Here is a 17154-nt window from a genome sequence, read left to right as displayed (position 1 = left end):
CCAGGTGCGCAGGGCATCGGGTGCTTCCCGCAGCGAAATAAAGGAGGAGCGAAGCGGGGGACATTCGCGGAGGGAAGTACCCGGTGTCCTGTGCACGCACAACGAACGGACCCGCCCCCGCATCAAGACTCAGATGTCTTCCAGCAAAGCGTACGGCAGCGGCTCGACAGTCAGCGAAGCACCATCAGCAGCACCAGCGCGCAAACCACCGGTCTCAAGCGCCGAGATCTGTATAGAGATGAGCGCGGCCCAGCCACCATCCGGCGCCAATGCAGCCTGCGCCACAGTCCCGACAGGCTGCTCCGCATCGTTGGCCGCGAAGACTTCCTGGCCCGCCGACACCGGCCCATCCGCTTGCGCCAGGTAAGTACGACGCTTCAACGTGCCGCGAAACTGGCTGCGCGCCACGATTTCCTGGCCCGGATAGCAGCCCTTCTTGAAGTTCACGCCCCCCACCGACTCGTAGTTGATCATCTGCGGCACGAAAGCCTCGATCACCGGCGTCGTCAGCGTCACGATGGCGCTGCGCACCTCGCTCCATTGCCACACGGCCAGGTCCAGCGCCGGCCCCACCGGCGCGGCGTGGCCCGCCGGTGCGATCCATAGCGCGCGCGGCACCCCGTCGGCCGGGTACAGCGACACCGCGCTGATGTCCTCGCCAATCGCCGTGCGCTTGCCCGGCGGCGTGGCCGCGTCCAGGCCGTTGGCCGTCAATGCAGTGCCCGCCAGGCCAAGCAGTGCGAACTGCTCCGTCGCGTCCGTCAGCTTGACCTTGGCACGCAGCACATACATCGACAGGCGCTTGAGCGTGGCCGCCAGGATGTCGCGGCTGCACACCAGCAGGATCAGTTCGGGCTGCGGCCGGATGCCGATGAAGCTCGCGATCACGCGGCCCTTTGCCGTGCACAGCGCGGCCAGCCGCGCCTCGGTGGCGCCGAGCAAAGAGAAATCCTGCGTCAGTTGGCCATGCAGGAAGCTGGCGGCGTCGGGGCCTTCGGCGCAGATCACGCCAAGGTGCGAGAGGGCGGTCACGCCATTGAGAACGACTGTGGTCATCGCTGAATTATCATGGCCGGGCCAGTTCCTTCGGGATGGCAGGGACTCCCTCCTGGGTGGCCGCAGGGTCACCGTTTGTTGCACCTGCGGGCGCTCATTCTTTTCTCCCGTTTTCCCTTCTTTCCATCGGATCCGTGCGCAGCTTCTTCCTCACGCTTTTCCTGCTCGCCGCCCTTGTCGTGCTCGCGCTCGGCGGTGGTGGCCTCTGGTGGGTGCACCAGCCACTCAAGTTGCCGGCGCCCAGTGTCGACCTGTCGGTCGAGCCCGGCACCACGCCGCGCGGCATTGCCCAGGCCGTGGCCGACACCGGTGTCGACGTGCAGCCGCAACTGCTGTACCTGTGGTTCCGCCTGTCGGGGCAAGACCGCCAGATGCGCGCCGGCAGCTACGAGCTGGAGCGCGGCGTCACGCCCAAGCTGCTGCTCAACATCCTGGTGCGCGGCGAGGAAGCCACGCGCAGCCTGGTGCTGGTCGAAGGCTGGAACATCCGCCAGGTGCGCGCTGCACTGGCCAAGGCCGACCAGCTCAAGCCCGAAAGCGTGGGCATGACCGACGAAGCGTTGATGGCCAAGCTCGGCAAGCCGGGCGTGCACCCCGAAGGGCGCTTTTTCCCGGACACCTACACCTATTCCAAGGGCTCCACCGACATCGTGCTGCTGCAGCGCGCCATGCGGGCCATGGACAAGAAGCTAGAAGCCGCCTGGGCCGCCCGCGCAGCCGATCTGCCAGTCAAGACGGCCGATGAGGCGCTTATTCTGGCCAGCATTGTCGAAAAGGAGACAGGCAAGGCCAACGACCGCGCGGAAATTGCCGCCGTGTTCGCCAACCGCCTGCGCATCGGCATGCCGCTGCAGACCGACCCGACCGTCATCTACGGCATGGGCACCGCCTTCGACGGCAACCTGCGCAAGAAAGACCTGCAGACCGACACGCCCTGGAACACCTACACGCGCGGCGGGCTGCCGCCCACGCCGATCTCGATGCCCGGCAAGGCCGCGCTGCTGGCGGCGGTGCAGCCGGCGCAGAGCAAGTCGCTGTACTTCGTGTCGCGCGGCGATGGCACCAGCCAGTTCAGCAGTTCGCTCGACGACCACAACCGCGCGGTCAACCGCTACCAGCGCGGCGACGGTGGCAACAGCAGCAATAGCGGCAACAGCGACGCGACCAAACCGAAGGCAACCCAATGAGCGACCACGGCCTGTTTCTGACGCTGGAAGGCATCGACGGCGCGGGCAAGTCGAGCCACCTCGACGCGCTCGAAGCATTGTTCAGGGCGCAGGGCCGCAAGGTCGTGCGCACGCGCGAACCCGGCGGCACGCCGCTGGCCGAAACGCTGCGCGGGCTGATCCTGGAGCAGCCGATGGACCCGCTCACCGAATCCTTGCTGGTGTTCGCGGCACGGCGCGACCACATCGTGCAGGTCATCGAACCGGCACTGGCGCGTGGCGACGTGGTGCTGTGCGACCGTTTCACCGACGCCACCTTCGCCTACCAGGGCGCGGGGCGCGGCTTCGACGAAGCCGTGCTGTCGACGCTGGAGCAATGGGCGCAGGCGGGCAGGGCGGCGTTGCCCGCGTCGCAACTGCTGCAGCCGCAAGTCACGCTGTGGTTCGACCTGGCCCCCGAGATCGCGGCGCAGCGGCTGGCCGGTGCGCGCTTGCCCGACAAGTTCGAGGCGCAGCCGGTCGAGTTTTTCCGCCGCGTGGCCCAGGGCTATGCGGCCCGCGCAGCCGCCGACGCAAAGCGCTTCGTGCGCATCGATGCCAGCCAGTCGCGTGACCAGGTCTGGCAGCAGGTCGAAACCGCGCTGGTGGCGCGCGGCGTGCTGGCCCTCTTGGGTGGTGGTGGTGGTGGAGTGGCCCGATGAGCATTCCGGCACTGTCGCCCTGGCTCCACCAGCCGCTGGCCGAACTCTTGCGCCAGCGCGGCCATGCCTGGCTGCTGCAAGGGCCGTCGGGCATCGGCCAATACGAACTCGCGTTGGCACTGGCCGCCGCCTGGCTGTGCGAACAGCCGGCGGAAGAGGGCGGCACCGCCTGCGGCCACTGCCCGAGCTGCCATGCCATCGAGGTCCGCACCCATGCCGACCTGTGCGTGCTGATGCCCGAAGTCGCGATGGGCGAACTCGGCTGGCCGCTCGACGAAAAAGCGCAGGCCGACATCGACGACAAGAAGCGAAAGCCCAGCCGCGAGATCCGCGTCGAGGCCATGCGCGACGCCGTCGGTTTTGCCCAGCGCACCAGCGCGCGCGGCCGCGGCAAGGTGGTGCTGGTGTACCCGGCCGAGCGCATGAACAACATCACGGCCAACGCGCTGCTCAAGACGCTCGAGGAGCCCGTGGGCGACGTGCGGTTCGTGCTGGCCAGCGAGGCCGCGTGGCAACTGTTGCCGACCATTCGCAGCCGCTGCCTGGGCTTCACGCTGCCGTGGCCCGAAACCGCCGAGGCCGAAGCCTGGCTGGTGGCGCACGACGTGCCCGCCGCAGACGCAGCCTCCTTGTTGCGTGCCGCCGGTGGCCGCCCCAGCGACGCCTTGCGGCTGGCGCGCTCCGGCCAGTCGCCCAAGGCTTGGTCCTTGCTACCGAAGGCAATGACGCGCGGCGATGTGGGTGCCCTGGCCGACCACGCGCCGGCCCAGGCCGTCGGCGCGCTGCAGAAGCTCTGCCACGACCTGATGGCCGTCGGCAACGGCGCCGAACCCCGCTTTTTCGAGGCAGCCGACCTGCCGGCCGCGCCTTCACGCCTTGCTTTGGCGCGCTGGTCGAAGTCGCTGTCGAATGCCGCCAGAACCGCGGAACACCCGTTCAATGCGGGCCTCATGCTGGAAGCGCTTGTGAGCGAAGCGCGAAGCACCCTAAACTCAGCCGCTCGTCGCCCATGAACCAACCTGTTGCCCCCGCTGTCGCTGCGCCCGCAGCCAACACGCCTGCCCGGCCGAGCGTCATCCAGCTCGCCATCAAGGAGAAGGGCGCGCTCTACGCGGCTTACATCCCGTTGTTTGCCGAGGGCGGCATCTTCATTCCCACCTCGCGCGAATACCGCCTGGGCGACGACGTGTACGTGCTGCTGACGCTGCCCGAAGACCCGCAGCGCTACCCGGTGGCCGGCAAGGTCGCCTGGATCACGCCGGCGCGCGCCGCCGGCAACCGGGCGCCCGGCGTGGGCATCCGTTTTCCTTCCGACGAAAAGTCGCGCCAGCTCAAGGCGCGCATCGAGACCGCTTTGGGCGGCTCGATGGCCTCCGACCGCCCGACCCAGACCATTTGAGTTTTCCGCCGTCCCCGTGACGCGGAACTCCGTGCACGGCGCCACCTCACACATGTGACAGGTGCGCCGACTACACCGCCATTTCCGATGTTCACAGACTCCCATTGCCACCTGACTTTTCCCGAGTTCGCGGACCAGATGCCGCAGATCCGCGCCGCCATGGCCGCCGCGCAGGTCGACCGGGCCCTTTGCATCTGCACCAAGCTCGAGGAGTTCGATGACGTGCAGGCGCTGGCCGCCAGCTACGACAACTTCTGGGCCAGCGTGGGCGTGCACCCCGACAACGAGGACATCGCCGAGCCCAGCGTCGAAGACCTGGTGCGCCTGTCGGCCCGCCCGCGCGTGGTGGCCATCGGCGAAACCGGTCTCGACTACTACCAGATGGAAGAGCGCAAGGGCGGCCGAAGCATCTCCGACATGGAGTGGCAGCGCGATCGTTTCCGCGTGCACATCCGGGCCGCGCAGCAGACCCGCAAGCCGCTGGTGATCCACACCCGCGAGGCATCGGCCGACACCTTGGCCATCCTCAAGGAGGAGGGCGAAGACGGCGCCGGCAACGCGGCGGGCGGCGTGTTCCATTGCTTCACCGAAACCGCCGAGGTGGCGCGCGCGGCGCTCGACCTGGGCTTCTACATTTCGTTCTCGGGCATCCTGACCTTCAAGAAGGCGCAAGACCTGCGCGACGTGGCCGCCTTCGTGCCGCTCGACCGCATGCTGATCGAGACCGACAGCCCGTACCTGGCGCCCGTGCCGTACCGCGGCAAGACCAACAATCCGTCGTACGTGCCCTTCGTGGCGCGCCAGATTGCCGAACTCCGAAAAGTGCCCGTAGAGGACATCGCCAAGGCAACCAGCGACAACTTCGAAAACTTGTTCAGGGAAGTCAAATCATGAAGAACTACATTAAAAAGTCGATTTATCTCATTGTCATTGCTGCATCTTTTGCAGCGCATGCCGGATCGTTCGAAGACTTTTTCAGGGCCGTGCGCGGAGACAACGCCAGCGGTGTGCGCAGCCTGCTCAAGCGCGGGTTCGACCCCAACACGCGCGACGAACACGGCCAGACCGGCTTGCTCATCGCGCTGCGCGAGCCGTCGCCCAAGGTTGTCCAGGCGCTGCTCGAATCGCCGCAGACCAACGTCGACCTGGCCAACGCCAAGGACGAAACCCCGCTCATGCTCGCCGCCATCAAGGGCCAGCAGGACCTGGTCACCCAGTTGCTCAAGCGCGATGCCGCCGTCAACAAGACCGGCTGGACGCCGCTGCATTACGCCGCCACCAGCGGGCAACTGACCATCATGAAGGTGCTGCTCGACAACTACGCCTTCATCGATGCGCAATCGCCCAACGGCACCACGCCGCTGATGATGGCCGCCATGTATGGCTCCAGCGAGGCCGTGAAGCTGCTGCTCGACGAAGGCGCCGACACCACCATGAAGAACCAGCTCGGCATGACCGCCGTCGACTTCGCGAACAAGGTGAACCGGTCGGACACCGCGGCAATGATCACCAGCGCAGCGGCAGCGAGAGCCAATGCGCCCAAGGCCGTGCCGAAAGACGGCAAGTGGTGAGCCGGAACCACGGTTTTTTCATTGGGAAACCCGCCACGCGCTGAGCGTTGGAATCGCCCTGCCGCAAGGCGTGGCAAAGGGCAAAAAGAGGGCGCTTTCGCACTCGTGCGAGACTCTGCAAAGAAGGAGAAGCAGAGATGAATACGTTCCTATTCATGGTCTTTTTGCTGGTGGTCGGACTGCTCGTGTTCGCCATGCTCGCCAGAAAAAGGTCCTCGCAAGACAGCGCCAGCGGCTTTGTAGACAAGCCCAAGGCGCGGCCGCCGCTCACAGCGCGCGAGCAAGCCATGTACAACCGGCTCGTGCAGACGCTCCCGGACCTGGTGGTGCTTCCACAGGTCAGTTTTGCCGCGCTGCTCACGGCCCGCACGCGTGCCGCGCGCGCCACCTTCAGCCGGAAGATCGCCGACTTCGTCGTGTGCGACCGCGCATTCAAGGTCGTGGCCGTGATCGAACTCGGCGAGAGCAAGAAGAACCGCTCAGGCGCATCGCAACGCGATTCGGAGCGCGATGCGTTGCTCACTGCCGCCGGCTATCGCGTGCTGCGGTATCAGCGGGTTCCCGATGTGGGGCGTGTCGAGGCGGACTTTGATCCTTCATTGGCTTCGGTCAGTCCTTTGGGGTGATGGCGGGTGGGCAGTTGGATGTGCCGGCTGGATCTTCGGGGCGGCAGGCATCAGGCCCACGGATCCGGGCGATGCTCCTCGTTTGACTGCCGAGATAAATACACAATGTGCATTATGTAAAATCACATCCCCACTTGCATTGCCTGGACGCTTGTGACGTGGCTGCGCAGATGACTGCACACCCTGCACTCAGGCGCACGACTTCAGGCGCTCTCGTGCTGAACGTCGTTCTGGAGCGCCTCGCGCAGCATCGCGATCAGCGCGCGCAACGCGCTGGAGACATGCCTGTGCCCTGGGTAGTAGAGACACAGGCCGGGATACGCCGGGCACCAAGCCTCCAGCACACGCTCGAGTCGCCCGTCGCCCAGCGCGCTGGCAGCGAGGTGATCGGGAACGAAGGCGATGCCGATGCCGGCGATGGCTGCATCGACCATCAAGGGCTGATCAGTGAGGGTGAGCGGACCGTTGACGTTGACGGTCTCGGCGCTTCCGTGGCGCTCGAACTCCCAGCGATAGATCGCGCCGCTGTCGAAGCGAAAGCGGATGCAGTCATGGACATGCAGATCCTGCGGCACGGCAGGACGGCCGCGTGCCGCCAAATAGCCGGGCGAAGCCACCGCGGCGAAACGCACCGGCGCGCCCACGCGGATCGACACCATGTCCTGCGGGACGGCCTCCGCCAGCCGGATGCCTGCATCGAAACCGTGGGCCACGATGTCGCTGAGCTTTCCGTCGCACACGATGTCCAGGTGGACCTGCGGGTGCTCGCGCAGAAAGCGCGCCAGCACCGGTTGCAGCACCAGGCGGATCGCGCCTTCGCTGGCGTTGATCCGCACGGTGCCACTGGGGATGCCATCCATGTTCTCGATCCCCTGCAGAGCGTCGACCACCGACGACAGCGCCGGCCTCAGTGTTGCCGCCAGTCGCTCCCCCGCATCTGTCAGTGACACGCTGCGCGTTGTCCTGTTGAGAAGCCTGACAGACAGGCGCTGCTCCAGCGCCTTGATGGAATGGCTCACCGCCGATGCAGTGATACCGAGCTCGTTGCCTGCTGCGCGAAAACTGGCGTGCGCGGCGACGGCGAGGAACACATTCAGGGAGAGCAGGTCACAGCCCTTGAATTGATGAATGGGATTCATCGGAACAACAAGCATTGATGGGATTGTCTTGATATTACGGTCTTCCTAGACTGAACGCACGATTCACTAGCAGGTACTCATCCATGTCCCAGAAGATCTTGATTACGGGCGCAAGCTCGGGTTTTGGCCGCGGTACGGCCATCGAACTGGCGCGCCTTGGTCACAAGGTGGTGGCCGGCGCCGAAACATGGCCACAGGTTCGCGACCTGCGTGCCGATGCGGCCAAAGCGGGCGTCGAGCTGGAGGTGATCAAGCTCAACCTGCTCGACAAGATCGACATCGCCCACGCGGGGTCCTTCGATCCTGACGTGCTGGTGCTCAATGCCGGCGTCATGGAGGGCGGCCCCATCACCGACATCCCGATGCAGCGGGCGCGCGAGTCGTTCGACATCAATGTGTTCGGGCATCTTGAGCTGGTCCAGGCCATCGTGCCCAAGATGGTGGCCCGTCGATCAGGCAAGGTCGTGTGGACCTCGTCCATGGGCGGCATTCTGGTGGTGCCGTTCCTCGGCATCTACTGCGCGACCAAGCACGCGATCGAGGCCATCGCGGGCTCGATGAAGGTCGAGCTTGCGCCCTTCGGCGTCAAGGTGGCCACCGTCAATCCGGGCGCCTTCCTCACCGGGTTCAACGACACGGGCGTGGAAAGCCATGTCCAGTGGTACGACCCCAAGACCGCGGTCGTTCCGATGCCGGATTTCACCGAGGGCCTGGCCAATCAGGCAGACCCGCAGGAAATGATCGACGCGATGGTCGAGATCATCCCCGCCAAGGAACACCTGTATCGCACGATGCGCCCGCTCGCGACGATCGACGTGGCCAAGCAATGGCAAGAGACGGAGTGGACCCAGAATGCCTGACGTCTCCATCGACGATGCGCATCGCATCGTGGCCCGCGGTCGCCAGGCGGCGAAGGACACCGGCCTCAACGCGGTGTTTGCGATTCTGGATCGCGGAGCGAACCTGGTGACCTTCTCACGCATGGATGACGCATGGCTCGCGTCAAATGAATTGGCCATGGCCAAGGCCCGTGCGTCGGTGATGTTCCGCATGCCCAGCGAGTCACTGAACGCGCCGCTGCAAGTGGGGGTCCCTGCCCCGCACTTCGATCACGTCCATGCAGGGGGCCTGCTGTTGATGGGCGGCGGCTTGCCGATCTTCGACGCAGGCGGCGCGCTGATCGGAGCGCTCGGGGTTTCCGGTGGAACACCTGATCAGGACGCAGCCCTCGCCAGGGCAGCCTTGGCCTGAGGCGCGATGCAACGGCTCCCCTCCCCGGACATGCGGATGAACATGGCCGAAGCCTATTTCCATGCGGAGCGATGGGGTGGCCTGACGTTCGTCATCGTCGGGGTGGTGGCGATCGCCGTGGCCGCATGGAGCTGGCGCCATGGCGCGTTCTGGCGTGGTGCGGCGCGGCCGCTTGTCCTGGCGGCGCTGGTCCAGATGGGTGTCGGCGGCTCGGCCTGGTGGCGCAGCCCGCAAGACCTTGCGCGCGTCCAGCACATCGTTGCGAATGAGCGGGTACGCCTGGGCATTGAAGAGATGCCTCGCATGCAGGTCGTCATGAACGAGTTCGCAAGGAATCGCCGGATCGAGTTCGCGCTCGCCGTGGCGGGGGGCCTGCTCGTCATACTGGCGCCGAAGAGCTCCGCCTGGCAAGGCGCGGGAACGGGCCTTGCGGTCCAGGCGGCAGTGATCTTCCTTCTCGACGGCAGTGCCGAACGGCGGGCTGCCAGCTACCTCTCCTGGCTGCAGTCGCTCTGAAACCGCCCCACTCGTTTCGTTCATCGATTTGCCGATCCCGCGCCAGTCAGCCGGAGCGGCCGTGTCCAACTGCAGGTCAACGCCCCTGAAAGCTCGGTGTGCGCTTTTCGGCAAAGGCACGGCGCCCTTCGATCCGATCATCGGAATCGCGCAGGTTGCCGAAGCTCTGCTGCTCCAGCTCGAGGCCGGCGGTCAACGGCAACTCCCGGCCAACCTGGGCAAGCCTCTTGGCGGTGACCACGGCCAACGGTGCATTTGAAGCGATACGTTGTGCAATCGCACGCGCGGCCGCCGCGAGATCTGGTGGCGGCACCACCCGACTGATCAGGCCGATGCGCAGAGCTTCCTGCGCATCGATGCGCTCGCCGGTCAACAGCAAAAGCATCGCGTCCGACTGCCCCACGGCGCGCACGATGCGCTGCGTGCCGCCACCGGCCGGGATGCTCCCGATGCAGACCTCCGGCAGCCCGAACACGGCCGTGCTCGCGGCAATCCGGATGTCACAGAGCATTGCCACCTCGAGCCCGCCTCCCAGCGCGAAGCCGTTGATCGCCGCGATCATCGGCTTGGGTGTCTGCAAGGTCGAGACGGGCGGCAGGCCGGCCCGTGAACCGAAATGCAACTCGGCAAAGCTCTCTGCGGGCGGCATTGTCTTTTTTAGATCGGCACCAGTGCAAAAAGCCCGTTCGCCCGCCCCCGTGAGAATGCCGACCCTCACATCCTTGCGGACCGATATCTCGTTCCAGGCTTCGTGCAACTGCGCGGCGGATTCCGGATCGATGGCGTTCATCGCCTCGGGGCGATTCAAGGTCACGGTGGCAATGAAATCGCGCACCTCGAGCGTCACAGGCATGTCTTACTTCCTTCGTTTTCGTGAGCGATCCCGGCGGCACGCAACACCTCGCGGGTGTGCTCACCCACGAGCGGCGCAGGACGCCGGGCGCGCGGCACCTCGCCAACCGTGCGCAGCGGCGTAGCAGGCAAGGTCAGTTCGCCGGCAATCGGATGGCACACTGTCTCGGACAACCTCGCATCCGCGAATGCTGGCGAGGCGATGACTTCCGAGTAGTCGTTGATCGGCGCGCAAATGATGTCCACCGCCTCGAAGCGCTTCAACCACTCGGCGCGAGAGCGACGCGTCATGCGTTCTTCCAGCAGTTGCACCAGCTCGCGCCGATGCGCAATGCGGCCCGACAGTTCGCAAAAGCGCGAGTCGATCAGCAGCCCGGGACATTCGAGGACACCGCACAGTGCCTCCCAGCGCGACGGGTGGTACGCGGCGAGCATGATCCAGCCATCCGCACAACGCAGCGCCTCGTTGGGCGCGGCGTAGGGCGCGGCGCTGCCGATGCGCGCCGGAGGAATCCCGTCCGCGAAGTAGCTGGCGAAGCTCATCTGTTGCAGCGCGATGGCGGACGCGAACATGCTGGCGTCGATCCATTGCCCCTCGCCATCGTTCCCCCCTGCCCCGCCACGTCTGCGCCGCGTCAGCGCACCCAGCACACCGATCGCGGCGACATAGCCCGTCACCATGTCGACGACCGGCACCTGCACCTTGCAGGGTGGCGCCTCCGGCAAGCCCGTCACGCTCATCAGGCCGGAAACCGCCTGCAGCACGCCATCGACGCCTGGCTTGTGCTGCCACGCCCCTTCCTGCCCGTAGGCGGAGACGGAGCAATAGATGACGCCCGGATTGAGTCGCCGCACATCCTCGTAGCCCAACCCGAGCCGCTTCATCACGCCGGGTCGGAAGCTCTCGACCACCACGTCCGCGCCGGCAGCGAGCTGAAGCGCCGCCTCGAGCTGTCGGGGGTCCTTGAGGTCGAGCGCCACGCTGCGCTTGTTGCCGTTGAGCGCCATGAATCCGAGGCTCTGCCCTTCGATGAAGGGTGCCAGCGCGCGGCACAGCTCGCCTGTGGGGGCCTCGATCTTGATGACATCCGCGCCGAGGTCGGCAAGTGTCTGCGTACACACCGGTCCCGCGGCGACCTGGGTGAAGTCGATGACGCGGATTCCGTTGAGGGAGTCTCCAAGCATGTCGGTTCGTCTCCTCGGTCAGCCGCCGCGAAGGTTGTTCGCGCGGATCACCTTCGTCCACTTGGCAGTGTCCTCCTTGAGCGCCTTCTCCGCCTCGGCGGGAGAAAGCAGCATCGGCTCGAAGCCGCTCTTGAGCAGGGATTCGGTCAGCGCCGGGGTACGCAGCGTCTTGTCCACGGCGTCGCGCAACCGCGCGATGACCGCTTGCGGCGTGCCGGTCGGCACGGTCACATGCCACCAGTAGCCGGCATTGAAGCCCGGCACCCCGCCCTCGCTGATGGTGGGGATCTCTGGCGCCAGGGCGGAGCGCTGCGCGGTCGCGACGCCGAGGATCTTCAGCTTGCCCTGGCGTACGTACGGCAAGGCCGAGGGCAGGCCCAGCATTGCCAGCGGCACGTGGCCGCCGACCAGGTCGGTCAGCGCCTGTGAAGTGCCTTTGTACGGCACATGCAGCAACGGAAGGCCAGCCATCTCCCCCAGGTAAATGCCTGCCAGATGGTGCGGCGAGGCGGTCCCGGGTGAGGCATAGGCCATCGGCTGCGCACCCTTTGCGCGCCCGGCGGCGAGCAGCTCCTGCAGGGTCTTGGCAGGAATGCCCGGCCCGGCAGCCAAAACGATCGGCACCGTCGCCAGCGTGGCCACGAAGGTCAGGTCCGCCGAAGGGTTGAAGGCAAGCCCGTCGTACAGCAGGGGAAGCAGCGGGTCGCTCGTGCCGCCGACGCCGATCGTGTAGCCATCGGGACGGGCCCGCGCCAATTCGCCGAGGCCGATGGTGGTGCCTGCGCCCGCCTTGTTCTCCACCACGAAGGGCTGCCCCATGAGCACGGCAACCCGTTCGAACACGACGCGGGCCACCGTATCGGTTCCGCCGCCGGGCGGATACGGCACGATCAGGCGCACGGGCTTTGACGGATAGTTGTCCGCCCGCGCGGGTGCTGCCGGAGCCAACAGCGCAGCGGCGGCGGCCAACGTGAACTCTCTTCTTTTCATGATGTCTCCTTGGAGGCCGATGTCAGACCGATGCGCTGCTCAGGCTGCGCCCGCCGCACACGTACAACACTTGCCCAGTCACATAGCTGGATGCCGGCGAAGCAAAGAAGCGCACCGCGTTCGCGACATCCTCGGCCTGGCCGATGCGCTGCATGGGAACGGTGCGCTTGAGGTCTTCCTGGGCCTGGGCCGCGAGCGTGCCGAACAACGGGGTTTCCACGATGCCCGGTGCGATGGCATTGGCCGTGACGCCGCTGCGCGCGAATTCCAACGCCAGGCTGCGGGTCAGGCTGACAACGCCGCCCTTCGACGCCGAGTAGCTGGCTTGTCCGCGGTTGCCCAACCAGGCGCGCGAAGACAGGTTGATGATGCGGCCGAACTTCTGCGCGACCATCGCCGGAAGCACTGCCTTGCAGCAGATGAATTGCGATGTCAGGTTGGTCTCGATGACACGCTGCCAGAAATCGAGCTCCATCTTGGTGATCAGCTTGTCGCCGCCGATGCCCGCGTTATTGACGAGAACGTCGATGCGGCCATTGCGCTCCAGGAGTTCGGCAGTGGCAGCCTGGACGTCCTCGGGCGACGTCACGCTCACCCGACGCGCGGACACCTCGGCGCCTTCCGCCCTCAGCTCTGCGGTCGCTGCATGGAGTGCGTCTGCGTCAATGTCCCAGAGCGCAATGCGGCATCCGGCCTCGGCCAGGCTTCTGGCAATGCCGAGGCCGATGCCCCGGGCGCCACCGGTCACGATGGCGGTCAGGCCGGTGAGCTTGCTGGGCTCGTCAGGGGCGATGTTGTCTGTCATGGCGGGCTCCTTCTTCAGGCCGCGAGGATGTGAATGGAGCACGCGGCATGGTCCACGCCCCAAATGCCGCCACCCGTCACCTGGCTCAGTCCGATGCGGGCGTCCCGCACCTGCCGCTTGCCGGCGCGCTGCTGCAGTTGCTCGCACAGTTCAACGATCTGCGCGACACCCGTGGCACCTGGCGGATGACCCTTGGCCAACAGGCCACCGCTCGCGTTCACGGGGATGCGGCCGCAGAGCGCCGTGGCTCCGCTGGCCAGCAGCCCTGGCCCTTCCCCTGGTTCACACAAGCCGAGTGCCTCGTAGTACAGCAGCTCGGAAATGGTGAAGGCATCGTGCAATTCGATCAGGCTGAGATCGCCAGCACCGACGCCGGCCTGCTCATACGCCAGCCGCGCCGCGCGTCGGGTGATTTCAGCCTCGGTCATGTCCACCTGGTTGATCTCGAACAGGCCCGACTGGACCACGGAGGCGAGCACGCGAACCGGCTTCGCCGTGCCTCGGGAAGGACGCGTGCTCAAGACAAGTGCGGCAGCGCCATCCACCACGCCCGGGCAGCACTGCAGCAGCGTCAGGGGATCGGCCACCATGCGCGAAGCCAATACCTCTTCGCGCGTCACCGGGCGACAGAAAGTCGCGATCGGATTGAGCATGCCGTGGCGCCGGTTCTTCACCGCCACATCGGCCAGCACCTCGGCCGGAACCCCGCGCTCGTGCATGTAGCGCTTCGCGCGCATCGCGTAGAGCGCGGGCATGATCATTCCGCGCCGGTTGTTCCAGTCGCGTTCGTTCATGGGCAGCGCGCCGCCGCCGAGACCGCTCAGGTGGTCCATGCCGAAAACCAGCACCGTCTCGTACTGCCCTGCGCGAAGCGCCTGCAACGCCAGGTGAAACGCGGTGGCCCCGCTCGAGCAGGCGTTGTCGATGTTGTAGACGGCTTCGCCGCCGGTGCCCAGTTCGCGCAGCGCGCGCTGGCCGGGCAGGTGGCCGCCGAGGGCGTTGCCGCAGTAAAAGGCCTGCACATCGCGCATGCCCACACCCGCGTCCTTCAGCGCGGACAGGATGGCTGCCTGCGCTAGCGCCTCTTCGTTGAGATGGGGGAAGCGGCCGAAGTCGGAAATGCCGACGCCGGTGATCAACGGTTCGTTCATGCGGTGGCGCCTTTCAGCGGCGCGAAGGCATAGTCCGGCGTGCCATCCGGGAGCGCGAACGCGACGGCATGCACCACATCGCCAATGGCGGGCTCGGAGTCCTGCGACCAGGCCAGACGGCCAAACACCCGCAGGCCGTTGTCGAAGTCGACCATGCCCAGTGCGTACGCGGGCGCCTTGGCGGGGTGAACCGTGGTGAAGGTGTACAGACGTCCGCTGGCGCCCATGGAGACCGGCTCCGCGGCCTCTCCGGCCTGGAGAAACTCGGGTGGAGGGAAGCGCAACTCGCCGGTGTCGCGGTAGCGCGCCCCCAGCAGCGTCATGCCGGCCGCATCATTGCGGAAGTGCGGTTCAGGGTACTTGGTGATTTCCATGTATTGCCTCGTCGTTTTAGATTGGCTAGATTTCAGTGTAGGTAGCACCTACCCCTGAAACAAGGCAGTTCTTTCTTCGATATCTTTTAGAAGCGCTAAAACAAAATGAACCGTAGCCGCCTCCCCCTGCTCGGCCTGCGAGCCTTTGAAGCCACGGCGCGCCATCTCAGCGTTTCGAATGCCGCGGCGGAGTTGTGCGTCACGCCCGGCGCGGTCAGCCAGCAAGTCAAATTGCTCGAGGAAGTCGTGGGCGTTCCGCTGTTGCGGCGCAAGGGTCGTTCGGTCGAACTGACGGACGCCGGTCAGGTGCTGCGGCCCGCGCTCACGCAAGCATTTCAGACGATCGAACTGACGCTGAACGCCATCGCACGCGGTCCGCGTCACGACACGCTCAAGCTGTGCCTGCTGCCTACGCTTGCAGAGAAGTGGCTGGTGCCCCGCCTGTCCCGTTTCCACGGGGCACATCCCGAGCTGGACATCCAGCTCATGACGAGCTTTCGCGAAATTCGCTTTGAAGCCGAAGACGTGGACATGGCCTCCTTCATGGGAACCGATGTCCCTCCAGGCCTCGACGGCCTGAGGTTGTTCGACGACGCCTTCCAACCCGTCTGCAGCCCCGCGTTCCTGCGCGACACATGCCCACTCGCGACACCCGCCGACCTGTCGAAGGCGACGCTCCTGCATTCCGTGCGTCGCATGGACGACTGGCAACGCTGGCTCGACCACGCCGGGTTGACGAAGCTCAAGCCCAAGCGCCGCTTGTCGTTCGAGAACTCCTCGCTGGCGATCCAGGGGGCTGTCGATGGGCTGGGTGTCGCCATCGTCCAGCGCGCCTACGCTGTGGAGTTGCTCAAGGTCGGCACACTTGTCGCCCCCTTCGACCTGGTCGCGCGCAGCGACAACGGCTACTACCTCGTCTGGTCCGCGGCGCGCGCGGCAACACCGGCCTTCCGGTCCTTTCTTCAATGGATCCAGCAGGAGGTGCGAAGCAGCGCCACTTGAGCGCTAGGGCGCGATCGTCCGGGTGATGGCGACGAGCATCGCCTCGCGATGGCGATCCAGCAAACGATCGTGATTGGCGTTGAAGTTGCGCAGTGCGAGTGCGAGCAACCGAGGCGCATCGGCCGCAGGGATTGCGCAGTCGTGCAAGTCAGTCCGCCACCCTTGCGCCTGGAAGTTGCGTGCCACTTGCGCCGCGACCTGCTCGGCCAACTCGGTGCCGCTACCGTTCAACGGCAGTTCCATGCCAAGTGCCTCGCCCACCGCGTGCGCCACCTCGGGCACTGCCGCGCCCAATTCACGGATCATGGCTGGTGCAAAGGCGGCATAGCCGCGCGATTGCGTCACCCCTTCGTAGTGGTTGAAGACGCCGACGGCGGATGCGTAGGCCGCGCGCGCCAGCAGTTGGCATGACCAGGGCCGCCCGCCATCTTCTTCGTCGCGGTTTTGCAGCAACGCTGCAGCGCACAGATCGATCCGGGCAGCCGCATCGTCCGCTTCACCCAGCTTCGGATAAGCGTGTCGTGCCAGCTCCCACGCGTGACGTCGACTGGCCTGGACCAGCGGGTTGGCCGTGCGCACGGCCCCCATGCACATCAAGGCCCACCAGTAGACCTCGAAGCTCGTGGAGCGCGCGAGCGCCGCTGGCGCAGTGGCCAGCGCCCTCGTGTCCCAGAACACCGCGCGTGGTCGAGTCTTCGGATCGAAAAATTCCAGGTGATGCGCGGATCCTCGATAGCGCGCTGCCGAACCGCCACGGTTCTGCGCCGAGGTCGGCGAGGTCAGCACATTGAAGATCGGCATCTTCGGCGCAGCCAGGCGCTGACTCACCGGCGGCTCGTCATCGCGATGGACCGTTGCCATTTCCAGCAGGGAGCGGTCCTCCCCGAGCAACATGGCAACGATGCGCACGCCCTTGATCACGCTGCCTGCACCGACAGCAATGAGCGCGTCGGCCTGCACCTCGCGCGCCTTCGCGGCGGCCTCCTCGAGGCACTCCGCAGGCGCGCCTTCGGAGATGCCCGAGAAGATGCCGACGATGCGGCCACCCGCCAAGGTCTCGATCACTTGCGTGAGGCCGGTTCGCTCCCGAACGCTGCGCCCACACAGGATCAGTGCACGGGAGGCGCCGGCGCGCCGGAGTTCCCGGGGGAGTTCGATCAGCGCATCCGTCCCCGAGTAGATTCTCAGCGGATAGGTTCGGGCGTGAAAGTCATGAATGGCCGGTTCGTCAAAAGACATGTCGAAGCTTTGGGCGGTAGAAGATGTCGCCCAAGGTTAGAGACGGTCATGCCGGTCCACAATGCATATTCAATCGCTTGATCATTGAGTTCGTCTAAGGATTGCCTGTCGGAGGACTGCCGTAGAAGCGA

The 17154-nt window shown here is 65.9% G+C and carries 20 protein-coding genes; 11 read left to right on the top strand and 9 right to left on the bottom strand.

Annotated elements, in window-relative coordinates; translation table 11 throughout:
• Nucleotides 1–129 precede the first annotated feature (129 nt).
• Nucleotides 130–1056: a folate-binding protein YgfZ gene (locus tag DBV14_RS05810; protein ID WP_124458240.1), complete on the bottom strand. Its 927-nt coding sequence runs from the start codon at nucleotides 1054–1056 to the stop codon at nucleotides 130–132.
• Nucleotides 1057–1190: 134 nt separating this feature from the next.
• Between DBV14_RS05810 and mltG the strand changes: the two genes are divergently transcribed.
• From mltG to DBV14_RS05775, 7 genes are all read left to right on the top strand, one after another.
• Complete coding sequence (mltG, locus tag DBV14_RS05805) at nucleotides 1191–2243, top strand: endolytic transglycosylase MltG (RefSeq protein WP_124458239.1); 1053 nt, start codon at nucleotides 1191–1193, stop codon at nucleotides 2241–2243.
• Nucleotides 2240–2923 carry a dTMP kinase gene (gene tmk, locus DBV14_RS05800; protein WP_124458238.1) on the top strand — a complete coding sequence of 228 codons (684 nt, stop codon included), beginning with the start codon at nucleotides 2240–2242 and terminating at the stop codon, nucleotides 2921–2923. The genes mltG and tmk overlap by 4 nt, the downstream gene beginning before the upstream one ends.
• Nucleotides 2920–3936 carry a DNA polymerase III subunit delta' gene (locus tag DBV14_RS05795; RefSeq protein WP_124458237.1) on the top strand — a complete coding sequence of 339 codons (1017 nt, stop codon included), beginning with the start codon at nucleotides 2920–2922 and terminating at the stop codon, nucleotides 3934–3936. Before tmk ends, DBV14_RS05795 begins: the two co-directional genes overlap by 4 nt.
• Nucleotides 3933–4322: a PilZ domain-containing protein gene (locus DBV14_RS05790; RefSeq protein WP_124458236.1), complete on the top strand. Its 390-nt coding sequence runs from the start codon at nucleotides 3933–3935 to the stop codon at nucleotides 4320–4322. The genes DBV14_RS05795 and DBV14_RS05790 overlap by 4 nt, the downstream gene beginning before the upstream one ends.
• Before the next feature lie 87 nt (nucleotides 4323–4409).
• Complete coding sequence (locus DBV14_RS05785) at nucleotides 4410–5216, top strand: TatD family hydrolase (RefSeq protein ID WP_124458235.1); 807 nt, start codon at nucleotides 4410–4412, stop codon at nucleotides 5214–5216.
• Nucleotides 5213–5893: an ankyrin repeat domain-containing protein gene (locus DBV14_RS05780; protein ID WP_124458234.1), complete on the top strand. Its 681-nt coding sequence runs from the start codon at nucleotides 5213–5215 to the stop codon at nucleotides 5891–5893. Before DBV14_RS05785 ends, DBV14_RS05780 begins: the two co-directional genes overlap by 4 nt.
• A 155-nt stretch (nucleotides 5894–6048) precedes the next feature.
• Nucleotides 6049–6519, top strand: coding sequence for a DUF2726 domain-containing protein (locus tag DBV14_RS05775; protein WP_260396830.1), 471 nt, complete (start codon nucleotides 6049–6051; stop codon nucleotides 6517–6519).
• Nucleotides 6520–6722: 203 nt separating this feature from the next.
• Here the strand turns inward: DBV14_RS05775 and DBV14_RS05770 are convergent, their stop codons facing one another.
• Nucleotides 6723–7658 (bottom strand): LysR family transcriptional regulator, encoded by a 936-nt coding sequence (locus DBV14_RS05770; protein ID WP_124458232.1) that lies wholly within the window; start codon nucleotides 7656–7658, stop codon nucleotides 6723–6725.
• A gap of 83 nt (nucleotides 7659–7741) precedes the next feature.
• Here DBV14_RS05770 and DBV14_RS05765 point away from each other — a divergent pair, with 83 nt between their 5' ends.
• From DBV14_RS05765 to DBV14_RS05755, 3 genes are read left to right on the top strand one after another with little or no spacing between them, the layout of a single operon-like run.
• Nucleotides 7742–8518, top strand: coding sequence for an SDR family oxidoreductase (locus DBV14_RS05765; protein WP_124458231.1), 777 nt, complete (start codon nucleotides 7742–7744; stop codon nucleotides 8516–8518).
• Nucleotides 8511–8909, top strand: coding sequence for a heme-binding protein (locus tag DBV14_RS05760; protein WP_124458230.1), 399 nt, complete (start codon nucleotides 8511–8513; stop codon nucleotides 8907–8909). Before DBV14_RS05765 ends, DBV14_RS05760 begins: the two co-directional genes overlap by 8 nt.
• Before the next feature lie 36 nt (nucleotides 8910–8945).
• Nucleotides 8946–9425 (top strand): hypothetical protein, encoded by a 480-nt coding sequence (locus DBV14_RS05755; protein ID WP_221621876.1) that lies wholly within the window; start codon nucleotides 8946–8948, stop codon nucleotides 9423–9425.
• A 76-nt stretch (nucleotides 9426–9501) separates the two neighbouring features.
• On the opposite strand, the gene DBV14_RS05750 is transcribed toward DBV14_RS05755, so the two are convergent.
• Genes DBV14_RS05750 through DBV14_RS05725 form a run of 6 tightly spaced genes read right to left on the bottom strand, consistent with a single transcriptional unit; the run spans nucleotide 9502 to nucleotide 14782 of the window.
• Entirely contained in the window at nucleotides 9502–10278 is a 777-nt protein-coding gene (locus DBV14_RS05750) for an enoyl-CoA hydratase/isomerase family protein (protein WP_124458229.1), read from the bottom strand.
• Entirely contained in the window at nucleotides 10269–11462 is a 1194-nt protein-coding gene (locus tag DBV14_RS05745) for a CaiB/BaiF CoA-transferase family protein (RefSeq protein WP_124458228.1), read from the bottom strand. Before DBV14_RS05745 ends, DBV14_RS05750 begins: the two co-directional genes overlap by 10 nt.
• 18 nt (nucleotides 11463–11480) lie before the next feature.
• Nucleotides 11481–12452: a tripartite tricarboxylate transporter substrate binding protein gene (locus DBV14_RS05740; RefSeq protein WP_124458227.1), complete on the bottom strand. Its 972-nt coding sequence runs from the start codon at nucleotides 12450–12452 to the stop codon at nucleotides 11481–11483.
• A gap of 22 nt (nucleotides 12453–12474) precedes the next feature.
• Nucleotides 12475–13257: an SDR family NAD(P)-dependent oxidoreductase gene (locus DBV14_RS05735; protein WP_124458226.1), complete on the bottom strand. Its 783-nt coding sequence runs from the start codon at nucleotides 13255–13257 to the stop codon at nucleotides 12475–12477.
• A 14-nt stretch (nucleotides 13258–13271) separates the two neighbouring features.
• Nucleotides 13272–14408, bottom strand: coding sequence for a thiolase family protein (locus DBV14_RS05730; protein ID WP_124458225.1), 1137 nt, complete (start codon nucleotides 14406–14408; stop codon nucleotides 13272–13274).
• Nucleotides 14405–14782 carry a Zn-ribbon domain-containing OB-fold protein gene (locus DBV14_RS05725; RefSeq protein WP_124458224.1) on the bottom strand — a complete coding sequence of 126 codons (378 nt, stop codon included), beginning with the start codon at nucleotides 14780–14782 and terminating at the stop codon, nucleotides 14405–14407. Before DBV14_RS05725 ends, DBV14_RS05730 begins: the two co-directional genes overlap by 4 nt.
• 105 nt (nucleotides 14783–14887) lie before the next feature.
• Here DBV14_RS05725 and gcvA point away from each other — a divergent pair, with 105 nt between their 5' ends.
• Nucleotides 14888–15784, top strand: coding sequence for a transcriptional regulator GcvA (gcvA, locus tag DBV14_RS05720; protein ID WP_124458223.1), 897 nt, complete (start codon nucleotides 14888–14890; stop codon nucleotides 15782–15784).
• A 3-nt stretch (nucleotides 15785–15787) separates the two neighbouring features.
• On the opposite strand, the gene DBV14_RS05715 is transcribed toward gcvA, so the two are convergent.
• Nucleotides 15788–17023, bottom strand: a complete 1236-nt coding sequence (locus DBV14_RS05715; RefSeq protein ID WP_124458222.1) for an iron-containing alcohol dehydrogenase — start codon at nucleotides 17021–17023, stop codon at nucleotides 15788–15790.
• Between the last annotated feature and the right edge of the window lie 131 nt (nucleotides 17024–17154).

Origin of the sequence: Variovorax sp. KBW07, from assembly GCF_003852515.1 — a bacterium.
GTDB lineage: Bacteria > Pseudomonadota > Gammaproteobacteria > Burkholderiales > Burkholderiaceae_C > Variovorax.
This window is presented reverse-complemented; position numbering and strand designations above follow the sequence as displayed.

Coding starts and splice junctions, on each gene's coding strand:
- DBV14_RS05810 (WP_124458240.1), bottom strand. CDS start 1,056: ATGACCACAGTCGTTCTCAATGGCGTGACCGCCCTCTCGCACCTTGGC.
- tmk (WP_124458238.1), top strand. CDS start 2,240: ATGAGCGACCACGGCCTGTTTCTGACGCTGGAAGGCATCGACGGCGCG.
- DBV14_RS05795 (WP_124458237.1), top strand. CDS start 2,920: ATGAGCATTCCGGCACTGTCGCCCTGGCTCCACCAGCCGCTGGCCGAA.
- DBV14_RS05790 (WP_124458236.1), top strand. CDS start 3,933: ATGAACCAACCTGTTGCCCCCGCTGTCGCTGCGCCCGCAGCCAACACG.
- DBV14_RS05785 (WP_124458235.1), top strand. CDS start 4,410: ATGTTCACAGACTCCCATTGCCACCTGACTTTTCCCGAGTTCGCGGAC.
- DBV14_RS05780 (WP_124458234.1), top strand. CDS start 5,213: ATGAAGAACTACATTAAAAAGTCGATTTATCTCATTGTCATTGCTGCA.
- DBV14_RS05775 (WP_260396830.1), top strand. CDS start 6,049: ATGGTCTTTTTGCTGGTGGTCGGACTGCTCGTGTTCGCCATGCTCGCC.
- DBV14_RS05770 (WP_124458232.1), bottom strand. CDS start 7,658: ATGAATCCCATTCATCAATTCAAGGGCTGTGACCTGCTCTCCCTGAAT.
- DBV14_RS05765 (WP_124458231.1), top strand. CDS start 7,742: ATGTCCCAGAAGATCTTGATTACGGGCGCAAGCTCGGGTTTTGGCCGC.
- DBV14_RS05760 (WP_124458230.1), top strand. CDS start 8,511: ATGCCTGACGTCTCCATCGACGATGCGCATCGCATCGTGGCCCGCGGT.
- DBV14_RS05755 (WP_221621876.1), top strand. CDS start 8,946: ATGAACATGGCCGAAGCCTATTTCCATGCGGAGCGATGGGGTGGCCTG.
- DBV14_RS05750 (WP_124458229.1), bottom strand. CDS start 10,278: ATGCCTGTGACGCTCGAGGTGCGCGATTTCATTGCCACCGTGACCTTG.
- DBV14_RS05745 (WP_124458228.1), bottom strand. CDS start 11,462: ATGCTTGGAGACTCCCTCAACGGAATCCGCGTCATCGACTTCACCCAG.
- DBV14_RS05740 (WP_124458227.1), bottom strand. CDS start 12,452: ATGAAAAGAAGAGAGTTCACGTTGGCCGCCGCCGCTGCGCTGTTGGCT.
- DBV14_RS05735 (WP_124458226.1), bottom strand. CDS start 13,257: ATGACAGACAACATCGCCCCTGACGAGCCCAGCAAGCTCACCGGCCTG.
- DBV14_RS05730 (WP_124458225.1), bottom strand. CDS start 14,408: ATGAACGAACCGTTGATCACCGGCGTCGGCATTTCCGACTTCGGCCGC.
- DBV14_RS05725 (WP_124458224.1), bottom strand. CDS start 14,782: ATGGAAATCACCAAGTACCCTGAACCGCACTTCCGCAATGATGCGGCC.
- gcvA (WP_124458223.1), top strand. CDS start 14,888: ATGAACCGTAGCCGCCTCCCCCTGCTCGGCCTGCGAGCCTTTGAAGCC.
- DBV14_RS05715 (WP_124458222.1), bottom strand. CDS start 17,023: ATGTCTTTTGACGAACCGGCCATTCATGACTTTCACGCCCGAACCTAT.